This is a genomic window from Streptomyces sp. NPDC111520 (assembly GCF_055635295.1).
Window position 1 is genome coordinate 415,615 of record NZ_JBVKBW010000005.1, and the last position, 18,449, is coordinate 434,063.

At 72.8% G+C, this 18,449-nt stretch carries 15 protein-coding genes; 4 read left to right on the forward strand and 11 right to left on the reverse strand.

Annotated elements, in window-relative coordinates; all coding sequences use genetic code 11:
• Positions 1 to 151 precede the first annotated feature (151 nt).
• The gene (locus ACZ7MY_RS14145; protein WP_499601793.1) at positions 152 to 1,165 is read right to left on the reverse strand and encodes an alcohol dehydrogenase; all 1,014 of its coding nucleotides are present in this window, start codon (positions 1,163 to 1,165) and stop codon (positions 152 to 154) included.
• A 146-nt stretch (positions 1,166 to 1,311) separates the two neighbouring features.
• Between ACZ7MY_RS14145 and ACZ7MY_RS14150 the strand changes: the two genes are divergently transcribed.
• On the forward strand, positions 1,312 to 1,704 hold the full coding sequence (locus ACZ7MY_RS14150; RefSeq protein WP_499601795.1) for a PPOX class F420-dependent oxidoreductase: 393 nt from the start codon (positions 1,312 to 1,314) through the stop codon (positions 1,702 to 1,704).
• Positions 1,705 to 1,763: 59 nt separating this feature from the next.
• Here ACZ7MY_RS14150 and ACZ7MY_RS14155 read toward each other — a convergent pair whose 3' ends face one another.
• The 3 genes from ACZ7MY_RS14155 to ACZ7MY_RS14165 all read right to left on the reverse strand — a co-directional run bounded on the left by ACZ7MY_RS14155 (position 1,764) and on the right by ACZ7MY_RS14165 (position 5,689).
• Positions 1,764 to 3,437, reverse strand: coding sequence for an acyl-CoA dehydrogenase family protein (locus ACZ7MY_RS14155; protein ID WP_499601796.1), 1,674 nt, complete (start codon positions 3,435 to 3,437; stop codon positions 1,764 to 1,766).
• The gene (locus ACZ7MY_RS14160; RefSeq protein ID WP_499601798.1) at positions 3,434 to 4,084 is read right to left on the reverse strand and encodes a TetR/AcrR family transcriptional regulator; all 651 of its coding nucleotides are present in this window, start codon (positions 4,082 to 4,084) and stop codon (positions 3,434 to 3,436) included. The genes ACZ7MY_RS14155 and ACZ7MY_RS14160 overlap by 4 nt, the downstream gene beginning before the upstream one ends.
• Positions 4,085 to 4,195: 111 nt before the next feature.
• Positions 4,196 to 5,689: an IMP dehydrogenase gene (locus ACZ7MY_RS14165; RefSeq protein WP_499601799.1), complete on the reverse strand. Its 1,494-nt coding sequence runs from the start codon at positions 5,687 to 5,689 to the stop codon at positions 4,196 to 4,198.
• A gap of 371 nt (positions 5,690 to 6,060) precedes the next feature.
• Here ACZ7MY_RS14165 and ACZ7MY_RS14170 point away from each other — a divergent pair, with 371 nt between their 5' ends.
• The gene (locus tag ACZ7MY_RS14170) at positions 6,061 to 7,278 is read left to right on the forward strand and encodes a DUF4241 domain-containing protein (protein WP_499601800.1); all 1,218 of its coding nucleotides are present in this window, start codon (positions 6,061 to 6,063) and stop codon (positions 7,276 to 7,278) included.
• Positions 7,279 to 7,306: 28 nt separating this feature from the next.
• On the opposite strand, the gene ACZ7MY_RS14175 is transcribed toward ACZ7MY_RS14170, so the two are convergent.
• Together ACZ7MY_RS14175 and ACZ7MY_RS14180 are read right to left on the reverse strand one after the other, a co-directional pair.
• The gene (locus ACZ7MY_RS14175; RefSeq protein ID WP_499601801.1) at positions 7,307 to 8,659 is read right to left on the reverse strand and encodes a class I SAM-dependent RNA methyltransferase; all 1,353 of its coding nucleotides are present in this window, start codon (positions 8,657 to 8,659) and stop codon (positions 7,307 to 7,309) included.
• A 99-nt stretch (positions 8,660 to 8,758) separates the two neighbouring features.
• A complete protein-coding gene (locus ACZ7MY_RS14180; protein WP_499601802.1) occupies positions 8,759 to 10,810 on the reverse strand; it encodes an APC family permease in 2,052 nt (683 codons plus the stop codon).
• A gap of 138 nt (positions 10,811 to 10,948) precedes the next feature.
• On the opposite strand from ACZ7MY_RS14180, the gene ACZ7MY_RS14185 reads away from it, so the two are divergent.
• Together ACZ7MY_RS14185 and ACZ7MY_RS14190 are read left to right on the forward strand one after the other, a co-directional pair.
• Positions 10,949 to 11,617 (forward strand): potassium channel family protein, encoded by a 669-nt coding sequence (locus tag ACZ7MY_RS14185; protein WP_026251763.1) that lies wholly within the window; start codon positions 10,949 to 10,951, stop codon positions 11,615 to 11,617.
• Positions 11,618 to 11,732: 115 nt separating this feature from the next.
• The gene (locus ACZ7MY_RS14190) at positions 11,733 to 12,410 is read left to right on the forward strand and encodes a potassium channel family protein (RefSeq protein ID WP_499601803.1); all 678 of its coding nucleotides are present in this window, start codon (positions 11,733 to 11,735) and stop codon (positions 12,408 to 12,410) included.
• An 82-nt stretch (positions 12,411 to 12,492) separates the two neighbouring features.
• On the opposite strand, the gene ACZ7MY_RS14195 is transcribed toward ACZ7MY_RS14190, so the two are convergent.
• The 5 genes from ACZ7MY_RS14195 to kdpC form a co-directional block, all read right to left on the reverse strand.
• Positions 12,493 to 13,251 carry a DUF3159 domain-containing protein gene (locus ACZ7MY_RS14195; protein WP_499601805.1) on the reverse strand — a complete coding sequence of 253 codons (759 nt, stop codon included), beginning with the start codon at positions 13,249 to 13,251 and terminating at the stop codon, positions 12,493 to 12,495.
• 3 nt (positions 13,252 to 13,254) lie between these two features.
• Positions 13,255 to 13,653 (reverse strand): OB-fold nucleic acid binding domain-containing protein, encoded by a 399-nt coding sequence (locus ACZ7MY_RS14200; protein ID WP_499514517.1) that lies wholly within the window; start codon positions 13,651 to 13,653, stop codon positions 13,255 to 13,257.
• Between the two features lie 39 nt (positions 13,654 to 13,692).
• Complete coding sequence (locus tag ACZ7MY_RS14205; protein ID WP_499601806.1) at positions 13,693 to 14,376, reverse strand: response regulator; 684 nt, start codon at positions 14,374 to 14,376, stop codon at positions 13,693 to 13,695.
• 58 nt (positions 14,377 to 14,434) lie between these two features.
• Positions 14,435 to 16,978, reverse strand: a complete 2,544-nt coding sequence (locus tag ACZ7MY_RS14210) for a sensor histidine kinase (protein ID WP_499601808.1) — start codon at positions 16,976 to 16,978, stop codon at positions 14,435 to 14,437.
• An 839-nt stretch (positions 16,979 to 17,817) separates the two neighbouring features.
• Positions 17,818 to 18,447, reverse strand: coding sequence for a potassium-transporting ATPase subunit KdpC (gene kdpC / locus ACZ7MY_RS14215; RefSeq protein ID WP_499601809.1), 630 nt, complete (start codon positions 18,445 to 18,447; stop codon positions 17,818 to 17,820).
• Positions 18,448 to 18,449 lie beyond the last annotated feature (2 nt).

Below are 18,449 nucleotides of genomic sequence, written 5' to 3' on the forward strand. Positions count from 1 at the left end.
CAGCCGCGCCGGTACCCGGGCGGCACCGGGGGTTCGCCGCGGACCTCCCGGTAGTGGTCGAAGGCGTACTCCAGGGCGCCCTCGCCGCCGGTCAGGGCGGGCAGACGGCGGCCGGGGGCAACCGGACCCCGGCCGGCGGCGCCGGCACGGCTCAGGGGACGAGCACCATGCGGAAGCGCGCGGCGCCGGACATCATGCGGGCGAAGGCCTCGTTGACCTCCTCCAGCGGCACCGTCTCGGTCATCGGGCGGATCCCGGCGAGCGCGCTGAAGTCCATGGTGTGCTCGACGTCGCGCGAGGTCCCCGACGGGTGGCCGACGACGGTGCGGGAGGTCAGGATCAGCTGCGCCGGCGTGATCGGCATGGGGTCGGGGGCGATGCCGACCACGATCAGTTCGCCCCGGGTCCGGAGCCCCTCGACGCCCGCCGCCATGGCCTGCGAATTGGAGGCGGTGGCGAGCACGACCTTGGCCCCGCCGAGTGCCTGCAGCTCCTTGACGATGTCGCTCGCCGAGCTGTCGACGTAGTGGTGGGCGCCGAGTTGCCGTGCCAGCTCCCGCTTGTCCTCGCCGCGCGCGACGGCGACCGTCTCGTAGCCGGACTTGGCCGCGTACTGCACCGCCAGGTGCCCGAGACCGCCGATGCCGATCACCGCGACGAGGTCACCGGGCCGGGCGGAGCTCTTCCTGAGGGCGTTGTACGTGGTGACGCCCGCGCAGCCGAGCGGAGCAGCGTCGACCGCGGTCAGCGCGTCGGGGACGTGCGCCAGCGCGTTGACGGGGGCGACCATGTGGGTGGCGTAGCCGCCCTCGTACGCCCAGCCGGGCACCTGGAGGTTCCGGCAGTCGACGAAGTCGCCCTCGCGGCAGGGCCGGCAGTGCCCGCAGTGACCGCCGAACCAGCCGACCCCCACGCGATCGCCCACCGTCCAGTGCCGCACGCCCTCACCGAGGGCGTCGATGCGTCCGGCGACCTCGTGGCCCACCACCAGGGGGAAGGTGATGTGGGGGAAGGCGTTGTGCACGAAGCCGGCGTCGCTGCGGCAGACGCCCGAGGCCTCCACCGCGATACGGACGTGGCCGGGCGCGGGCTCCGGCAACTCGCGCTCGACGATCTCGAATTCTCCGCCCGGTTCGGAGACCTGGGCCACGCGCATGGAGTTCATTGCCCGTCCGCTGTGTGAGGGGTTGCGGCGCGTAGCGCCCGTCGCACCCATCGTGACCCCCGGGCCGGGTTTTCTCGCGCCGGACACCGGTCGCCGGGCCCGTCGGCGAGGGGCGTAGGCTGCGCCCAGCCGACCGAGGGACGATCATGAAACTGCCCGCCGACCTGCTCGACCTCCTGCACCGCCCGAGCCTGTGCTTCCTGGCGACCACCATGCCGGACGGCTCGCCGCAACTGACCCAGACGTGGGTCGACACCGACGGCGAGCACGTGCTCGTCAACAGTGTGCGCGGCCACGTGAAGACGCGGAACATCGCACGGGACCCGCGGGTGGCCGTCGCCGTCTCCGATCCGGAGGACCCCTCCCGCTACTTCCAGGTCCGCGGGCGGGTGCGCGAGGTGGTCACGGAGGGCGCGGAGGACCACATCGAGAAGCTCGCGCACAAGTACACCGGCGCGCCCTACCCCTGGTACGGCGGCCGTGACCAGGTACGTGTGCTGTTCGTGATCGAGGCCGAGAGCATCAGCGGCACGGCCTGACCCGCACGGCTCCGCGGCCGCCGCGGGCCGCCGTGGGCGGCCGCGGACGCCCGGCCCGTTCAGCCCGCCGCGCCGGGCGCGCGTTCGATGACCGCGGCCAGGTCGGTCCCCGCGGGGAGGGTGCCGAAGGCCAGGCCCCGGTCGCCGGCCAGGCGGGAGGCGCAGAAGGCGTCCGCGACGGCGGGCGGCGCGTGGCGGACGAGCAGCGAGCCCTGCAGGACCAGCGCCAGGCGCTCGACCAGGCGGCGGGCGCGCAGCGGGGCGTCCTCGGTGAGCACCAGCTCGCCGCGTACCCGGCGCCAGGCGTCGTCCAAGCGGGCGTCGCCGCCCGTGGCGGCCTCCACCTCGGCGCGGAAGGCCTCCAGCGACTCCGGCTCACGGGCGAGGGCGCGCAGCACGTCCAGGGCGTTGACGTTGCCGGAGCCCTCCCAGATGCCGTTCAGGGGAGCCTCGCGGTAGAGCCGGGGCATGCCGGACGCCTCGTCGTAGCCGTTGCCGCCCAGGCACTCCAGGGCCTCCGCGACAGCGGCGGGCTGCCGCTTGCACACCCAGTACTTGCCGACGGCGGTGGCCAGGCGCAGGAACGCCCGCTCCCCTTCGTCCCCACCCCGGGCCCGGTCGACGGCTCCGGCGACGCGCAGCGCGAGGGTGGTGGCGGCCTCGGACTCCAGGGCGAGGTCGGCGATGACGTTGCGCATCAGGGGCTGGTCGATCAGCCGCGCCCCGAACACCGAGCGGTGCCGGACGTGGTGGGCCGCCTGGGCGAGTGCGGCGCGGGTGCCGGAGGCGGAGCCGAGGATGCAGTCCAGCCGGGTCATGGTGACCATCTCGATGATGGTCCGCACCCCTTGGCCCTCGGCACCGACCAGCCAGGCCACGGTGTCGTCGAACTCCGGCTCGCTGCTGGCGTTGCTGCGGTTGCCGAGCTTGTCCTTCAGCCGCTGGATGCGGAAGGTGTTGCGGCTGCCGTCCGGCAGGACCCGGGGCACCAGGAAGCAGGACAGCCCCGCGGGGGCCTGGGCCAGCACGAGGAACAGGTCGTTCATGGGCGCGCTGGTGAACCACTTGTGCCCGCGCAGCCGCCAGGTGCCGTCCGGCCGCTCGGTGGCGGTGGTGGTGTTGGCCCGCACATCGGTGCCGCCCTGCTTCTCGGTCATCCCCATGCCGGCGAGCAGCCCGCGCTTGCCGGCGGGCGCGCGCAGCCCCGGGTCGTAGACGCGGCTGGTGAGCAGCGGCTCGTACACCGCCGCCAGGTCGGGTGCGGCGCGCAGCGCCGGGACGACGGCGTAGGTCATGGACACCGGGCAGCCGTGGCCGGCCTCCGCGGTGCTCCACACCATGAAGCCGGCCGCGCGGGCCACGTGCGCGCCGGGCCGCTCGTCGGCCCAGGGCGCTCCGGCGAGGCCCTCGGTGAGGGCGACCTCCATGAGCGCGTGGTAGGAGGGGTGGAAGTCCACCTCGTCGACACGGTTGCCGTACCGGTCGTGGGTGCGCAGCACCGGCTCGTAGCGGTTGGCCTCCTCCGCCCAGCGCTGCACCTGCTCGGAACCGGCCAGCCGCCCGAGGCGGTGCAGGTCGTCTGCGTACCATCCGGCGCCCTCGCGGCGCAGGCCCTCCAGCAGCACGGCGTCTTCGGCGACGTCGTGGCCGACCAGCGGCGGGGCCTGGTTGGTCACCTCGTGCGTGCGACCGGCGGGGTCGCTGCGGGGCGCGGCATCTGCGCTCGCGGTCATGGCGTCGGGCCCTTCGTGGTCGTGGGGATGCGGACGGCGGGCGCGGCGCCCGCGCAGCGCAGGGACACCGCCACCAGCTCGGTGACGAGGTGGTCGGCGGCGACGTCGTCGGCGGGGACGGACAGCGGGTCCACCAGGACCTCGCCGATGGCCCCGGTCAGCGCGGCCGCGGTGACCTCGGGGTCCTGGGCGGGCAGCAGTCCGGCGGCGATCCCCTCGCGGACCACCTCGGCGAATACGGCACGGTAGCGGCGCCGGAAGTCCAGCCGCTCCGCGCCGACCGCGGGTTCCGCGGGGGCCGCGAGCAGGGCGTGGGCCAGCCCCCGGTTCTCCATCGCGCGACGGGCGAAGACGGTGACGCCTAGGGTCAGCCGCCGCACCGGATCGCCGCCGCCGTCGCGCAGCACCTCCCCGAGCACCTCGACCTCACGGCCCGAGGCCCGGCGGAACACCTCGACCGCGAGCGCGCCCTTGGAGGGGAAGTGCTGGTACACGGTGCCCACCGACATGCCGGCCGCGGCCGCCACCGCCGTGACGGACGCGTTCGCCCAGCCCACCTCGGCGACGACGGCCGTGGCCCGCGCCACCAGGTGCTCCCTGGCGGCGGCCAGGCGGTCCTGCACCGCGGGCGTCTTCCGGTAGGCCATGCCAACAAGTGAAGCACCGTTCAGAGCTTCAGGCCAGCCCTCGCCCGCCCCCCGCTTCGGGGGCCGGGCGGGGTGCCGCACGGCACCGGAACCCCGCCCGGCCCCGCCGGATCACTCTCCCGAGGCGACGGTGGGCCGGCGCAACTGCACCTCGGCCCCGGTCTGCTTGAAGGACTCCGCGGACACCGGGACGAGCACCGCGTCGCGGTGGAAGTCACGGAGGTTGACCGACCCGCAACTGATCATCGTCGAGGTGATCTTGGCCCGGGTCCGCTCCACGTTGTCGTACAGGCTGCCGGCGTAGGGCACGTAGCCGTCGACGCCCTCCTCGAAGGCCATCTGCCCGCGCTGCCCGTAGCGGGCCGCGTTCTGCGCCCGCCGCGAGCCCTCGCCCCAGTACTCCTTGTACCACTGGCCGCCGATCTGCAGCTTCCGCGACGGGCTCTCGTCGAGCCGGGCGAAGTAGCGGCCGAGCATGATGAAGTCCGCCCCCATCGCCAGCGCCATCGCCATGTGCGAGTCGTTGAGCAGGCCCCCGTCGCAGCACAGCGGGACGTGCACCCCGGTCTCCGCGGCGTAGGCGTCGCGCTCCTGGACCACGTCCAGCAGTGCGGAGGCCTGCCCGCGGCCGATCCCCTTCTGCTCCCGGGTGGTGCAGATGGCACCGCCTCCGATCCCGACCTTCACGAACGCCGCGCCCGCGTCGGCGAGATAGCGGAAGGCACGGCCGTCGACGACGTTGCCCGCGCCGACGAAGACGTCCCCTCCGTACGTCTCCCGGGCGAATTCCAGGGTCCTCGCCTGGTAGACGGAGTAGCCGTCGGAGGAGTCCAGGCACAGCACGTCCGCACCGGCCTCCACCAGGGCGGGGATGCGGTCCTTGAAGTCACGGGAGTTGATGCCGGCGCCCACCCGCAGGCGCTTCTCGCCGTCCACGCTCGCGCGGTGGTACGTCTTGTGGGCCTGGTAGTCCCGCTTGAGGACCAGGGAGACGAGCCGGTCGCCCTCGACCACCGGCAGGACGTCCAAGTGGTGCTGCCAGATCAGCTCGTTCGCCTCGGAGAGCGAGACCGAGGCCGGCGCGGTGACCAGTACGTCCCGGCCGCGCATCCGGTGGGCGGCGGGCTCGTCGGCCCCGTGCCGCTCCAGGTGGAAGTCGTCGAGGCTGATGATGCCCAGGAACCCGCCGTCCGCCTCCCCGTCCTCCGTCACCACGGCGACGCCCTGCTCCGTGTCGGCGAGCAGCCGGGCGACCTCCCCGAGCGGCGTGTTCGGCGCGACGGTGACGTCGCCGGTCCGGAAGCCGGCCTTGTGGCGCTTCACCGCCAGCACGTCCGCGGCCTGGTCCTCGATCTGCTGGTTCTGGTGGATGAACGACAGCCCGCCGACCTGCGCGAGCGCCACCGCCAGCCCCGGCGACGACACCGCCTGCATGATGGCGCTCACCATGGGGGTGGCGACCTTGATCCGCGGCTCCTCACCGACCCGGTGACGCACCAGCGGCGCCCCGAGATCCACCGTGTCCGGCGTGCAGTCTTCCGTGGTCAGGCCGGGGATGAGGAGGTACTCGCTGAGGGTGCGGGAAATCTCGGGAAGGATCTTCACGTCGTCTCCAGGAGAGAAGCCTGCGCACCGGTCAACGACGGACCGGCGGGGCTCGTGCGGGCAGTGCGGGTCGACGCCGGCCGGTCACGCACTGTCGGAAGGACGCACTCTGGAGGTCCCGAGAGCGGGCGCACCCGGCGGGGCAGTGCTCGCACGCGCGGCCGGACCGGCGGGGGCACGCGGACCCGATCCGCACGGTGCTGCACAGGCGCTGACTTCCATCACGCCATGCGCGATCGTACCGCGCCGGCGGTGCCCACGAAGCGCGCGGCAAGGCCGTTGTCACAGGCGGGGATTACGCTGTCCGAAATGTGATCGACACCTGTGCGGTTCGCCCGCGGGTGACGGGGACCGGTCGGAAGGGGCGGGCCGTGGACGAGGACTTGGTGACGGTTTCCTACGCCGAGGGCTGGGACGCCGACGCCCGCCGGGCCTTCCGACCGCTGACGCGGGCGGAGGCGGCGGAGCGGGACACCGCCGGTGACCCGTACGTGGTGCTGCACCGGGTCCCGGGGCGCGCGGTCCCCGCGGAGGTGCACCTCGTCGCGTGGCGTGACCTCTTCGTCGGGCGGTGGGTCCACGACGAGTCGGGCCGGCGCACCCACGAGGTCGACCTGCGGCTGCTGGAGGACGACCGGCTGTTCCTGCGGCGGTACGTGGAGCGGCGGTACGCCTCACCGGAGCAGCCGGATCTGGCGCCCGACGCGTGGCGGCTCACGCTGGAGCTCGTCCCCGGCCGCAGCGGCAGGCAGGTGGTGGAGGAACGCGGCCGAAGCGGCGGTTCGTCCCACACCGCGGCCGATGTGCCGGAGGAGCAACGGTGGTTCGACCGGGCCGGGTTCGGCGTTCGGGCCTCCGGTACGCCCCGGCCGGCGGAGGAGCCCGGACCGGGGGACGCCGCGGCCGGCGGCGCCGGCGGCGAAGAGCCCGCGTCGTTGTGGCGCCCTCCGAAGCCCCTGCGCATGGACGTGCCGTTCGACGACCTGTTCCGGCCCGGCACTCCCTTCCCCGTGGAGCCCTGGGAGGAGATGGTGACGGCCGAACCGCGGCACATCGCCATGCTGCGGGTCCCGACCGGGCGCCTGGCCGTCTGCGACCCGCTCGCGAGGGAGCCCAGGGAACTCGTCGAGCGCATACCCCCCGGCGCGTACGCGCTGGAGACCGCCGTGGTCGTCGGCGAGGGCGAGTACGGCGGGGAACGGTTCCCGGTCACCGAGGAGCCGGCCGTGCGCCTCGTCATACGCGAAAAGCCCGCCGTCAGCTGGGAGTTGGCGCTGGGCGAGGGCGAGGACCCCCGGCTGCTCCTCGACGGCCACGCCTACGGCTTCGGCACCGACACGGCGACCGGCGGCTTCGCGGACGCCGGCGCCTGGGAGACGCTGTCCGGGAAGGTCCGTCGCCACTACGAGGAGCAGGACGACGTCTCCTGCGAGTCCATCGGCGAGGGCCACCTGCGTGCCGTCGACGAGACGACCGGAAGCGACCTGGTGGCGTTCTGCACGGGCGGCGACGGGACGTGGCCGGTGTGGCTCGGCCGCGACGCCGCCGGTGCGCTCGTCTCGGTGACGGTGATCACGGCGTACCTCTAGTGCCTGTCGGTCCCCCGCCGGGCGCGGGTCAGTCGCCCTGCTTCGCCGGCTCCAGGATCGCCACGCACTCCACGTGGTGCGTCATCGGGAAGAGGTCGAACGCGCGCATCCGCCGCGGCGCGTACCCGGCCGTGGCGAAGTAGCCGAGGTCGCGGGCGAGCGCGGCGGGGTCGCAGGCGACGTAGGCGATGCGGCGGGGGCCGAGGGAGGCGACGTGCTCCACGGTGGCGCGTCCGGCGCCGGTGCGGGGCGGGTCGAGGACGACGAGGTCCGCCTCGGTGATCCCGGTGCGGGGCAGCACGGACTCGACCTTGCCCTGCTCGATGCGGACGCGGTCGAAGTCGCCGAGGTTGTGCCGGGCGTCCTCCACGGCGCGCTTGCCGGACTCGATGCCGAGGACGGCACCGGTCTCGCCGACCCGCTCGGCCAGCGCGCCCGCGAACAGGCCCACGCCGCAGTAGAGGTCCAGCGCGGTCTCGCCCTTGCGCGGCATGAGACCCTGCATCACGGCCTCGACCAGGAGTCCGGCGGCCATGGGGTGGACCTGCCAGAAGCCGCCGGAGCCGACCCGCCAGGTGCGGTCGATCGCACGCTCGCGCACGAATCCACGGCCGTGCACCCGGTGGACGCCGCCCTGCTCGTCGACGCGCAGCACGGAGACCGGACGGTCCAGCTCGACGATGGGCAGCCGGGCACCGGGACGGGGGGTGAGGATCACCTGGCGGTCGGAGGAGCCGGTGGCCGCGATGGCCTCGACCGTGGCGATGCCGGACCAGTCGCGGGACTCGACGCCCAGCTCGGAGACGCCGGGGGCGGCGATCAGGCAGTGGTCCACGCGCTCCACCTCGTGCGAGCGGTGGCGGCGCAGGCCCGCGTGGCCCTCGGCGTCGACGGCGTACTGGACGCGGGTGCGCCAGGCCGGGACCTCGCCCTTGGCGACCTTGTCGCCGGGGGCGGGCTCGACGGTGCCGTCCCAGCCGGCCTCCTCGGGGGTGAGGTGGGCGAGCCGCTGCAACTGCTCGGTGATCACCTGCACCTTGAGCCGACGCTGCGCACCGGGGGCGGCGTGCTGCCAGTCGCAGCCGCCGCACTTGCCGGGACCGGAGAACGGGCAGGGCGCCTCGACGCGGTCGGGGGAGGCCTCCAGGACCTCCACGGCGTCGGCGCGCAGGAAGCGCGAGTCCGGGCCGCCCTCGGTGATCTCGGCGACGACCTTCTCACCGGGCAGCGCGTGCCGGACGAAGATCACCTGCGGGCGGTCGTGGCCCGGCAGGACCGTCCGCGCGATGCAGTGGCCGCCGTGCGCGACCGGGCCGACCTCGACCTCGTAGCGCTCGCCGACAAGGGCGTCGGCCTCAGGGGCCTTCGTACGGTGCTGCATGGCGGGGAGGGCTCCTGGATCACGAGGGGTCACGGGGACGGCGAAGGGACGGCGAAGAGCGAGCAGCTGACCAGTCTACGGCCCGCCGCCGTCCCCGGTTCACCGCCGGCTGCCGGCCTCCCGGGGCCGCTTGGCCGGGCCCACCTCGCCGCGCCGCACGGAGCCCGGCGCGTTCCACTCGGCGCCCTTGCGGGCCCGCTGCTTGGCGCGCTCGGAGGACTCCAGCTGCCAGGGCACGGAGGTGACCATCACGCCGGGGGTGAACAGCAGCCGGCCCTTGAGCCGCAGTGCGCTCTGGTTGTGCAGCAGGTGCTCGTACCAGTGCCCGACCACGTACTCCGGGATGAAGATCGAGACGACGTCGCGCGGGCTGCTGCGGCGCAGGCCCTTGACGTAGTCGATGATCGGCCGGGTGATCTCGCGGTACGGGGAGTCCAGCACCTTCAGCGGTACGTCGATGCCGCGCCGGTGCCACTCGGCCTGCAGGGCCTTGGTGTCGGCCGGGTCCACGTTGATGCTGAGCGCCTCCAGCGTGTCCGACCGGAAGAGCCTGGCGTACGACAGGGCCCGCAGCGTGGGCTTGTGCACCTTGGAGACCAGGACGATGGAGTGCACGCGGGAGGGCTTGACCTCCTCCTCGCTGCGCTCCTCGGCGGCCGCGAGCTCGCTGGAGACGCGGTCGTAGTGGCGGCGGATGGCCGTCATCATGCCGTAGAAGAGGACCATGCCGAGGACCGCGACCCAGGCGCCGTGCGTGAACTTGGTCAGCAGCACGACGACGAGGACGAGCCCGGTGAAGAAGGCGCCGAAGGTGTTGATGGCGCGGGAGCGGACCATGTGGCGGCGCACGGCCGGGTCGGTCTCGGTGGCCAGGTGCCGGTTCCAGTGCCGGACCATGCCGATCTGGCTGAGCGTGAAGGAGACGAAGACGCCGACGATGTAGAGCTGGATCAGCCGGGTCGAGTCGGCGCCGTAGATGTAGACCAGCACGCAGGCGAAGGCGGCGAGCAGCACGATGCCGTTGCTGAAGGCCAGCCGGTCGCCGCGGGTGTGCAGCTGGCGCGGCAGGTAGCGGTCCTGGGCGAGGATCGAGCCGAGCACGGGGAAGCCGTTGTACGCGGTGTTGGCCGCGAGGAACAGGACGAGCGCGGTGGCGCCGGCGAGGAAGATGAAGGGGATCGACCCGTCGCCGAAGACCGCGGAGGCGACCTGCGCGATCACCGGGTCCTGGGTGTAGCCGGGGCCCACCGGCTTGCCGTTCACCAGCAGGTCGGCGGCCGGGTTCTCGGCCATGCGCACGTTGGTGTTGAGGGCGAGCGCGATGATGCCGCAGAACATGGTGACGGCGAGGACGCCCATCAGCGCGAGGGTCGTCGCGGCGTTCTTCGACTTCGGCTTGCGGAAGGCGGGCACGCCGTTGCTGATCGCCTCGACTCCGGTGAGCGCGGCGCAGCCGGAGGAGAAGGCCCGCAGGAGGAGGAAGACGAGCGCGAAGCTCGCCAGTCCGGTGTGCTCGGCCTTGATGGTGTAGCCGGCGGTCGGCGCGTGCATCTGGTCGCCCAGCGCGATCCGGATGATGCCCCAGACCAGCATGCAGAAGACGCCGAAGACGAAGGCGTAGGTGGGGATGGCGAAGATCGTGCCCGACTCGCGCACGCCGCGCAGGTTCATCAGCATCAGCAGGACGATCATGCCGATGGCGCCCAGCACCTTGTGCTCGACGAAGAACGGCACGGCCGAGCCCAGGTTCTCCACGCCGGAGGCGACCGACACGGCCACGGTGAGGACGTAGTCGACCAGCAGGGCGCTGGCGACGGTGAGCCCGGCGCGCGGCCCGAGGTTGGTCGTCGCGACCTCGTAGTCGCCGCCGCCGGAGGGGTAGGCGTGCACGTTCTGCCGGTACGAGGCGACGACGGTGAACATCAGCACGACGACCGCGACCGCGATCCAGGGGCTGAAGTGGTAGGCCGACACTCCCGCGATCGACAGGACCAGGAGCACCTCTCCGGGCGCGTACGCCACGGAGGACAGCGGGTCGGAGGCGAAGACGGGGAGCGCCAGCCTCTTGGGGAGGAGCGTCTCTCCGAGCCTGTCGCTGCGGAGCGCCCGCCCGATCAGGATCCGTTTCGGAAGGTCGGTCAGTTTGGACACCCCGCGATGTTAGAGGATCGTCAAGATTTCCGATCCCCCGCCCACCTATCGAGGGGTTACGTGCGTGTGTAGCTTTGGGCGCGGTCTGAGACCCTGAGAGGGATCGGCCCGGAATTGTTGGCAGCCGGAAGGACGGTCGTGCACGTCGTGATTATGGGGTGTGGGCGAGTGGGTTCCACTCTCGCGCACTCCCTTGAGCAGCAAGGTCATACAGTGGCCGTGATCGACCAGGACCCGACGGCGTTCCGGCGCCTGGGCTCCGGGTTCAGCGGGCGCCGCGTGACCGGGGTCGGGTTCGACCAGGACACGCTGCGCGAGGCCGGCATCGAGGAGGCGGGCGCGTTCGCGGCCGTCAGCAGTGGTGACAATTCCAACATCATCGCGGCCCGGGTGGCCCGGGAGATGTTCGGGATCGAGAACGTCGCCGCCCGCATCTACGACCCCCGGCGTGCCGAGGTCTACCAGCGTCTGGGCATCCCCACCGTCGCCACCGTCCGGTGGACGGCCGACCAGATGTTGCGCCGTCTGCTGCCGTCCGGCGCGGAGCCGCTGTGGCGCGACCCGAGCGGGGGTGTGCAGCTCGCCGAGGTGCACACGGACACCGCGTGGGTGGGGCACAAGATCAGCAGGCTCCAGGAGGAGACCGGCGTGCGCGTGGCGTTCCTCACCCGGCTGGGCGAGGCGATGCTCCCCACCTCGGAGACCGTCCTGCAGGAAGGCGACCTGGTGCACGTGATGATGCGCACGGGCGAGGTCGAGCAGGTCGAGGCCGCGTTCGCCAAGGGGCCCGAGGAGGCCCACCGGTGAGCGGCGCACGCACGGCCGACGGGCCGCACACGACGGACGACGCGCGACTTCGCCGCGCGGGCGGAGATGGGGGCCCCTCCCGGGCGGCAGCCCCGGGGAAGAACGAGGTAGCGCTGTGAGGGTCGCCATTGCCGGGGCCGGGGCGGTCGGCCGCTCGATCGCGGGCGAGCTGCTGGAGAACGGCCACGAGGTCCTGCTGATCGACAAGAACCCGACGTCCATCTCGGTGGAGCGGGTCCCCCAGGCGGAGTGGCTGCTGGCCGACGCCTGCGAGATCACCTCGCTGGACGAGGCGGCGCTGCAGCGCTGCAACGTGGTGATCGCGGCGACCGGTGACGACAAGGTCAACCTGGTCGTGTCACTGCTGGCCAAGACGGAGTACGGCGTCCCGCGCGTCGTCGCCCGGGTGAACAACCCCAAGAACGAGTGGCTGTTCAACGAGGCCTGGGGCGTGGACGTGGCCGTCTCCACCCCGCGTCTGATGTCGGCCCTGGTGGAGGAGGCGGTGAGCGTCGGCGACCTCGTCCGGCTGATGCGCTTCAGCCAGGGCGACGCCAACCTGGTCGAGCTGACCCTCCCCGAGGAGGCCGCGCTGGTGGGCACCCGGGTCGGGGAGGTCTCCTGGCCGGAGGACACCTCGCTGGTCACGATCATCCGTGGCCACCGTGTGCTCACCCCGTCCAAGGACGACGCGCTGGAGGCGGGCGACGAGCTGCTGTTCGTCGCGGCCCCGCACCGCGAGGAGCAGCTGGAGGACCTGCTCTCGGTGCGCAGCGGCGAGGCCGGGGCGTAGCGGGACGTACGACGAGGGGCGGCCGGAACCCGTGGGTTCCGGCCGCCCCTCATGCGTTCGCCGGCGGCGCGGGGCGCCGGGGTCAGTTGCCGGCGGCCTCCTTGGCGGCGTGCTCCGCCTTCTCGGCCCGCTCGGCCTCCTCCATCTCCGCGATCACGTCGATCGGCGGCGGCGCCTTCGCCAGGAAGATCCAGGTCAGGTAGACGCAGAGCAGGAACGGCGGGATGCCGAGGGCGACCTTGACCCAGCCGAGCTGGGTGGCGTTCCCCCAGAAGTAGAGCGGGAAGAGGATCGCCGACTTGACGAGCAGGATGATGCCCCAGGCCCAGGTGGCCTTGGTGTACGCGACGAGCCGGCCCGGGTTCCGGGTCCGCCAGGACAGGTTCTCCTTGAGGATCGGGCCCAGCAGCAGTCCGATCAGCGGGTACTTCGCCAGGGCGGAGACCACGTAGGCGACCGCGAGCCCGAGGGTGTAGAGCATGCCCGGCAGGTAGAAGTTCTTCGCGTCGCCGGACATCATCGCGAACACCGCGCCGAAGGCGACGCCGAAGACGCCGCTGAAGGCGTGCTTGAGCGTCTGCCGGCGCACCAGGCGGGCCAGCGCCAGCACCAGGGAGAGGCCCAGTGCGGCGATCGCCGAGGTGTGGATGTCCCGGTTGATCGTGTAGAACAGGACGAAGACGAGGCCGGGCACCGTCGTGTCGATCATGCCCCAGACGCCGCCGAAGGCCTCCAGGAGCGCGTGGTCGGCGGCCGCCTTGGAGGCGGCCGCGTCGTGCTCCGGCCCTTGTCCGGCCCCGGTCGTGGGCTGTGCCCCGGTCCGCTTGTCGATCGACGCCACCGGCTACTCCTGTCCGACCGGACGCAACTCGTACTTGGGATTGAACAGCACCGGACGGCCGCGGTTCATGGAGATCCGCCCCGACGCGATGATCCTGCGGCCCGGCTCGATGCCGACGATGCTGCGCCGGCCGAGCCACACCACGTCCAGCGGTGCGGAACCGTCGAACAACTCGGCCTCCAGGGCGGGCACTCCGGCCCGCGGCCGCAGGGTGACAGCGCGTAGTGTACCGGTGACGGTCACTATGTCGCGGTCGGAGCAGTCGCAGATCCGGGTGCACCCGACGTCCGCGGTGTCCTGCCGCAGCTCGTCGGAGTGCAGTTCCTCCTGGGAACTGGACAGTCGGTCGAGCATCCTGCGGAAGCGGCCGGCCGGCCGGTCCGAACGGGTGGTACCACTCATACCTGGAAGGGTACCGGGCCCGGGTGAACGGATCACCGATCACGTCTCGAAGCGGTACCCCATGCCGGGCTCGGTGATGAAGTGCCGCGGGTGTGCGGGGTCGGCCTCGAGCTTGCGCCGCAACTGGGCCATGTAGACCCGCAGGTAGTTGCTCTCGGTGCCGTAGGACGGGCCCCAGACCTCCTGGAGCAGCTGCTTCTGGCTGACCAGGCGGCCGGTGTTGCGGACCAGGACCTCCAGCAGGTGCCACTCGGTGGGGGTGAGCCGGACGTCGGCGCCGTCGCGGTTGACCTTCTTGGCCGCGAGGTCGACGGTGAAGGACTCGGTCTCCACCGTCGCGGCGCCGTCCTCGGGGCCGCCGGGCGTGGCGCGGCGGACGGCGGCCCGCAGCCGGGCCAGCAGCTCGTCCATGCCGAAGGGCTTGGTGACGTAGTCGTCGGCGCCCGCGTCGAGGGCCTCGACCTTCTCGTCGGAGGCCTGGCGGGCGGAGAGCACGATGATCGGCACCCGGGTCCAGCCGCGCAACCCGCGGATCACTTCGACGCCGTCCATGTCGGGCAGGCCCAGGTCGAGCACGATGACGTCGGGGTGACGGGCGGCGGCGAGCTGCAGCGCGGTCGCGCCGTCGTGGGCGGCGTCGACCTCGTACTTGCGGGCCCGCAGGTTGATCACGAGAGCGCGCACGATCTGCGGCTCGTCGTCGACCACGAGCACCCGGTTCATGGAGCCTGCCTTTCCTTCACGGTGAGGGGGGTGGAGCGGGGGTGCGGTGCGGGCACGGTCAGGTCGTCGCCTCGGCCGGGAGGTCCGGGGCGGCGGGAGCGCTGCCGGGCGCGGCCGGGAGGGTGAGCACCATCGTCAGACCGCCTCCCGGGGTGTCCTCGGGCTGCAGGGTGGCGCCCATGGCGTCGGCGAAGCCGCGGGCCACGGCGAGGCCGAGGCCCACCCCGTTGCCGCGGGGGGCGTCGCCGTACCGCTGGAACGGCTCGAAGATCCGTTCCTTGGCGGCGTCGGGGACACCGGGGCCGCGGTCGACGACGCGCAGGTCGACGTGGGCGCCCAGCGCGCTCGCGGCGACCAGCACCTGGGTGCCGGCCGGGCTGTACTTGACGGCGTTCTCGACGATGTTGGCGACGCTGCGCTCCAGGAGCCCGGGGTCGACGGAGACCATCGGGAGGGTCTCCGGGACGTCCAGGGCGACGCTGCCGTCCGGGACGCCGCGCAGGGCCTTGGGGACGACCTCGTCGAGGTCCACCTCGCGGATCAGCGGGGTGACGGTGCCGGTCTGCAGGCGCGACATGTCGAGGAGGTTGCCGACCAGGTTGTCGAGCCGGTCCGCGCCCTCCTCGATGGCCTCCAGCAGCTCGGCCTCGTCCTCCTCGGACCAGGCGACGTCGTCGGAGCGCAGCGAGCTGACGGCCGCCTTGATGGCGGCCAGGGGCGTGCGCAGGTCGTGGGAGACGGCGGCGAGCAGCGCGGTGCGGATGCGGTTGCCCTCGGCGAGTTTGTGGGCCCTGGCGGCCTCGTCCTCCAGCCGCTGCCGGTCCAGGACGCCGGCGGCCTGGGCCGCGAAGGCGGACAGCACCCGGCGGTCGGAGGCGGGCAGCACCCGGCCGACGAGGGCGAGGGAGAGGTTGTCGCTGACCGGCACCTCCACGTCCGCGTCCTCGGGACGCAGGCACTGCCGGTTGCCGACGCCGGCGGCGCAGGTCCACGCGTCGTGCTCGCTGGCCCGTTCCAGCAGGGACACGGCCTCCATGCCGAAGGTCTCCCGGACCCGCTCCAGCAGGGCGTCGAGGGAGTGCTCGCCGCGCAGCACGCTGCCGGCCAGGTACGACAGGATCTCGGCCTCGGACTGGAGTCTGGCGGCCTGGTGGGTACGGCGTGCGGCCAGGTCCACCACGGAGGCCACCGCGACGCCGACCACCACGAAGATCACGATGGCGATCAGGTTCTCGGGCTGGGCGATGGTGAAGGTGTGCAGGGGCGGGGCGAAGAAGTAGTTCAGCAGCAGGGAGCCGCCGACCGCCGAGACCAGTGCCGGGTAGAGGCCGCCGATGAGGGCCGCCGCGACCGTCAGGGTCATGAACAGCAGCATGTCGGTGGCAATGCCCAGGGAGGGGTGCAGCTGGGTGAGGACAAGGCAGAGCAGCGCGGGGCCGAGCACCCCGGTCAGCCAGCCGGCGATCACCCGGGAGCGGCCGAGCTGCGCGCCACGCGCCACGGGCAGTCCGCGGCCCTTGGCGGCGTGCTCGTGGGTGACGATGTGCACGTCGAGGTCGGGGCCGGACTCGCGGGCCACGGTCGTGCCGACACCGGGCCCGAAGACGTACTGCCACGCGGGGCGGCGGCTGGTGCCGAGCACGACCTGGGTGGCGTTGACGCCGCGTGCGAAGTCCAGCAGCGCGCCGGGGACGTCGTCGCCGACGACGTGGTGGAAGGAGCCCCCGAGGTCCTCGACGAGGGTGCGCTGGACGGCGAGCTCCTTGGGCGAGCCGGCCGTCAGGCCGTCGCTGCGCGCGATGTGGACGGCGAGGATCTCCCCGCCCGCCCCCTTGGCGGCCATCCGCGCGGCGCGCCGGATCAGCGTCCGCCCCTCAGGGCCGCCGGTGAGACCGACCACGATGCGCTCGCGGGCCTGCCAGGTGGCGGAGATCCGGTGGTCGGTGCGGTACTGCCGCAGGTACTCGTCGGCCCGGTCGGCCACCCACAGCAGGGCCAGCTCGCGCAGCGCGGTGAGGTTGCCGGGCCGGAAGTAGTTGGACAGGGCCGCGTCGACCTTGTCCGAGGCGTAGATGTTGCCGTGCGCCATGCGCCGGCGCAGCGCCTGCGGCGACATGTCGACCAGCTCGATCTGGTCGGCCCGCCGGACGACCTCGTCGGGCACGGTCTCGCGCTGGCGCACACCGGTGATCGACTCGACGACGTCGCCGAGCGACTCCAGGTGCTGGATGTTCACCGTCGATATGACGTTGATGCCGGCCTGGAGCAGTTCCTCGATGTCCTGCCAGCGCTTCTCGTTGCGGCTGCCGGGGATGTTGGTGTGCGCCATCTCGTCGACGAGGGCGACCTCGGGGCGGCGCGCGAGCACCTCGTCCACGTCCATCTCGGTGAAGACGGTGTCCCGGTACCCGATCTCCTTGCGCCGCACGACCTCCAGGCCGTGCAGCATGACCTCGGTCCGGGCGCGGTCGTGGTGCTCGACGAAGGCGACGACGACGTCGGTCCCCCGCTCCATGCGCCGGTGGGCCTCGGAGAGCATCGCGTAGGTCTTGCCCACTCCCGGGGCCGCCCCCAGGTATATCCGCAAAGTCCCGCGTGCCATGGCTCCACGTTCCGCCTCGTGGCGTGCCCCTTCCGGGCGCGTCCGACACTAAGAATCCTATGGTCCCAGCAGCGGACAAATCGGGCGCCGTGTTCCCCCGGGGAACACGTTGACGCGTCCTTGACGCCTGCCTCGCCGGGGCGGAGAGGTGTCGTGCGCGGCGGCGGCAGGCGGCGGCCTCGCGGGGCACTGGGGTCCGGAATGTGTCGCCCTCGGGACGGGGCGGTACAGGTCGACGACGGCCCGGTCGGCCCGTCTGCCGGGCAGGACCCGTGAGCCGCACGTTCCGGAGGCTGTCCGGCGCGCACTCGCCAGTACGGCGGTCAAGGGCGACGGTCCCGGGGCGGCCGTGCGGCGACGCCGTCAACGTGCGGCACGGCCACCCCGGTGATCCCCCACACGGAAGGGAGGCCTTCGCGCGACGCGGTGCCGTCTCCCCGGCCCGGATCCCCACCGCCTTCCGGGCCCGGACCGGGATGGCGCCTGCCGCCGCTGCTCAGCGGTGACGGTGTGCGTCATTCCGCCGCCCCCCTCCGCACCGCCGAGCGGCCTGCGCAGGCCTCCCTCCGTGCCTCCACCCTCTCCCCGCCGGCCGCTTCCGGGCCCACCGTTGGCGGCCCTCTGACGGCGGGCCCCCGGCGCTTGACGCCTCTTTGACGCCCCCCGCTCAGGGCGACGGATGCCCGAGGCCGTCACGAGCCGACGGCACAGCGGAGGGGCGACCGCGGTCGGGCCCCGCCGCAGCGAGCCGCGCATGTCGGCATCTTCACTGGTCAGCGACCGAAAATCGGTCGGCATCGCCCCTGCTCGGGGAGCCAGGGGCAAGGCGGGGCGGCGGGTCAGCCGGCCAGTTGCTTCAGGGCGATGTTGAGTTCCAGGACGTTGACCGTCGGCTCGCCGAGGATGCCGAACTGCCGTCCGTCCGTGTGCTCCGCCACCAGCCGGGCGACGCGGGCGGTGCTCAGGCCGTTGGCCTTGGCGACGCGTGCGGTCTGGATGTCCGCGTACGCCGGGGAGATGTCCGGGTCCAGGCCGGAGCCGGAGGCCGTGACCGCGTCCGCGGGGACCGCGGACTGCGGGACGCCGTTGAAGGCGGCGACCTCCTTCTTGCGCTCCTTCACCAGGTCGGTGAGGGGCTTGCCGGTGACCGCGAGGTTGGAGGCCCCGGTGTACGTCGGGTCGTACGGCCCGGCGCCCGCGCCCGCGTCAGCTGCCGAGGGACGCGGCTGGAACCATGTGGGGTCGGGGGCGAAGTCCTTGCCGGTGGTGAAGTTCTGGCCGATCAGCGCGGAGCCGACGACCTTGCCCCCGACCTTCACCTCCGACCCGTTGGCCTGGTCGTGGAAGGCCGTCTGCGCCACCCCCCACACCGCGAGCGGGTAGGCGACGCCGAGGACGACGGTCAGCACCAGCAACGCGCGCAGGGCGCTCCAGAGCAGCCGGGCCGAGTTGCGTACGGGAGTGTTCATGG

Bases quoted from the DNA above. Each gene is read 5' to 3' on its own strand.
- ACZ7MY_RS14145 (WP_499601793.1), bottom strand. From the start codon at position 1,165: ATGAACTCCATGCGCGTGGCCCAGGTCTCCGAACCGGGCGGAGAATTC.
- ACZ7MY_RS14150 (WP_499601795.1), top strand. From the start codon at position 1,312: ATGAAACTGCCCGCCGACCTGCTCGACCTCCTGCACCGCCCGAGCCTG.
- ACZ7MY_RS14155 (WP_499601796.1), bottom strand. From the start codon at position 3,437: ATGACCGCGAGCGCAGATGCCGCGCCCCGCAGCGACCCCGCCGGTCGC.
- ACZ7MY_RS14160 (WP_499601798.1), bottom strand. From the start codon at position 4,084: ATGGCCTACCGGAAGACGCCCGCGGTGCAGGACCGCCTGGCCGCCGCC.
- ACZ7MY_RS14175 (WP_499601801.1), bottom strand. From the start codon at position 8,659: ATGCAGCACCGTACGAAGGCCCCTGAGGCCGACGCCCTTGTCGGCGAG.
- ACZ7MY_RS14200 (WP_499514517.1), bottom strand. From the start codon at position 13,653: ATGAGTGGTACCACCCGTTCGGACCGGCCGGCCGGCCGCTTCCGCAGG.
- ACZ7MY_RS14205 (WP_499601806.1), bottom strand. From the start codon at position 14,376: ATGAACCGGGTGCTCGTGGTCGACGACGAGCCGCAGATCGTGCGCGCT.
- ACZ7MY_RS14210 (WP_499601808.1), bottom strand. From the start codon at position 16,978: ATGGCACGCGGGACTTTGCGGATATACCTGGGGGCGGCCCCGGGAGTG.
- kdpC (WP_499601809.1), bottom strand. From the start codon at position 18,447: ATGAACACTCCCGTACGCAACTCGGCCCGGCTGCTCTGGAGCGCCCTG.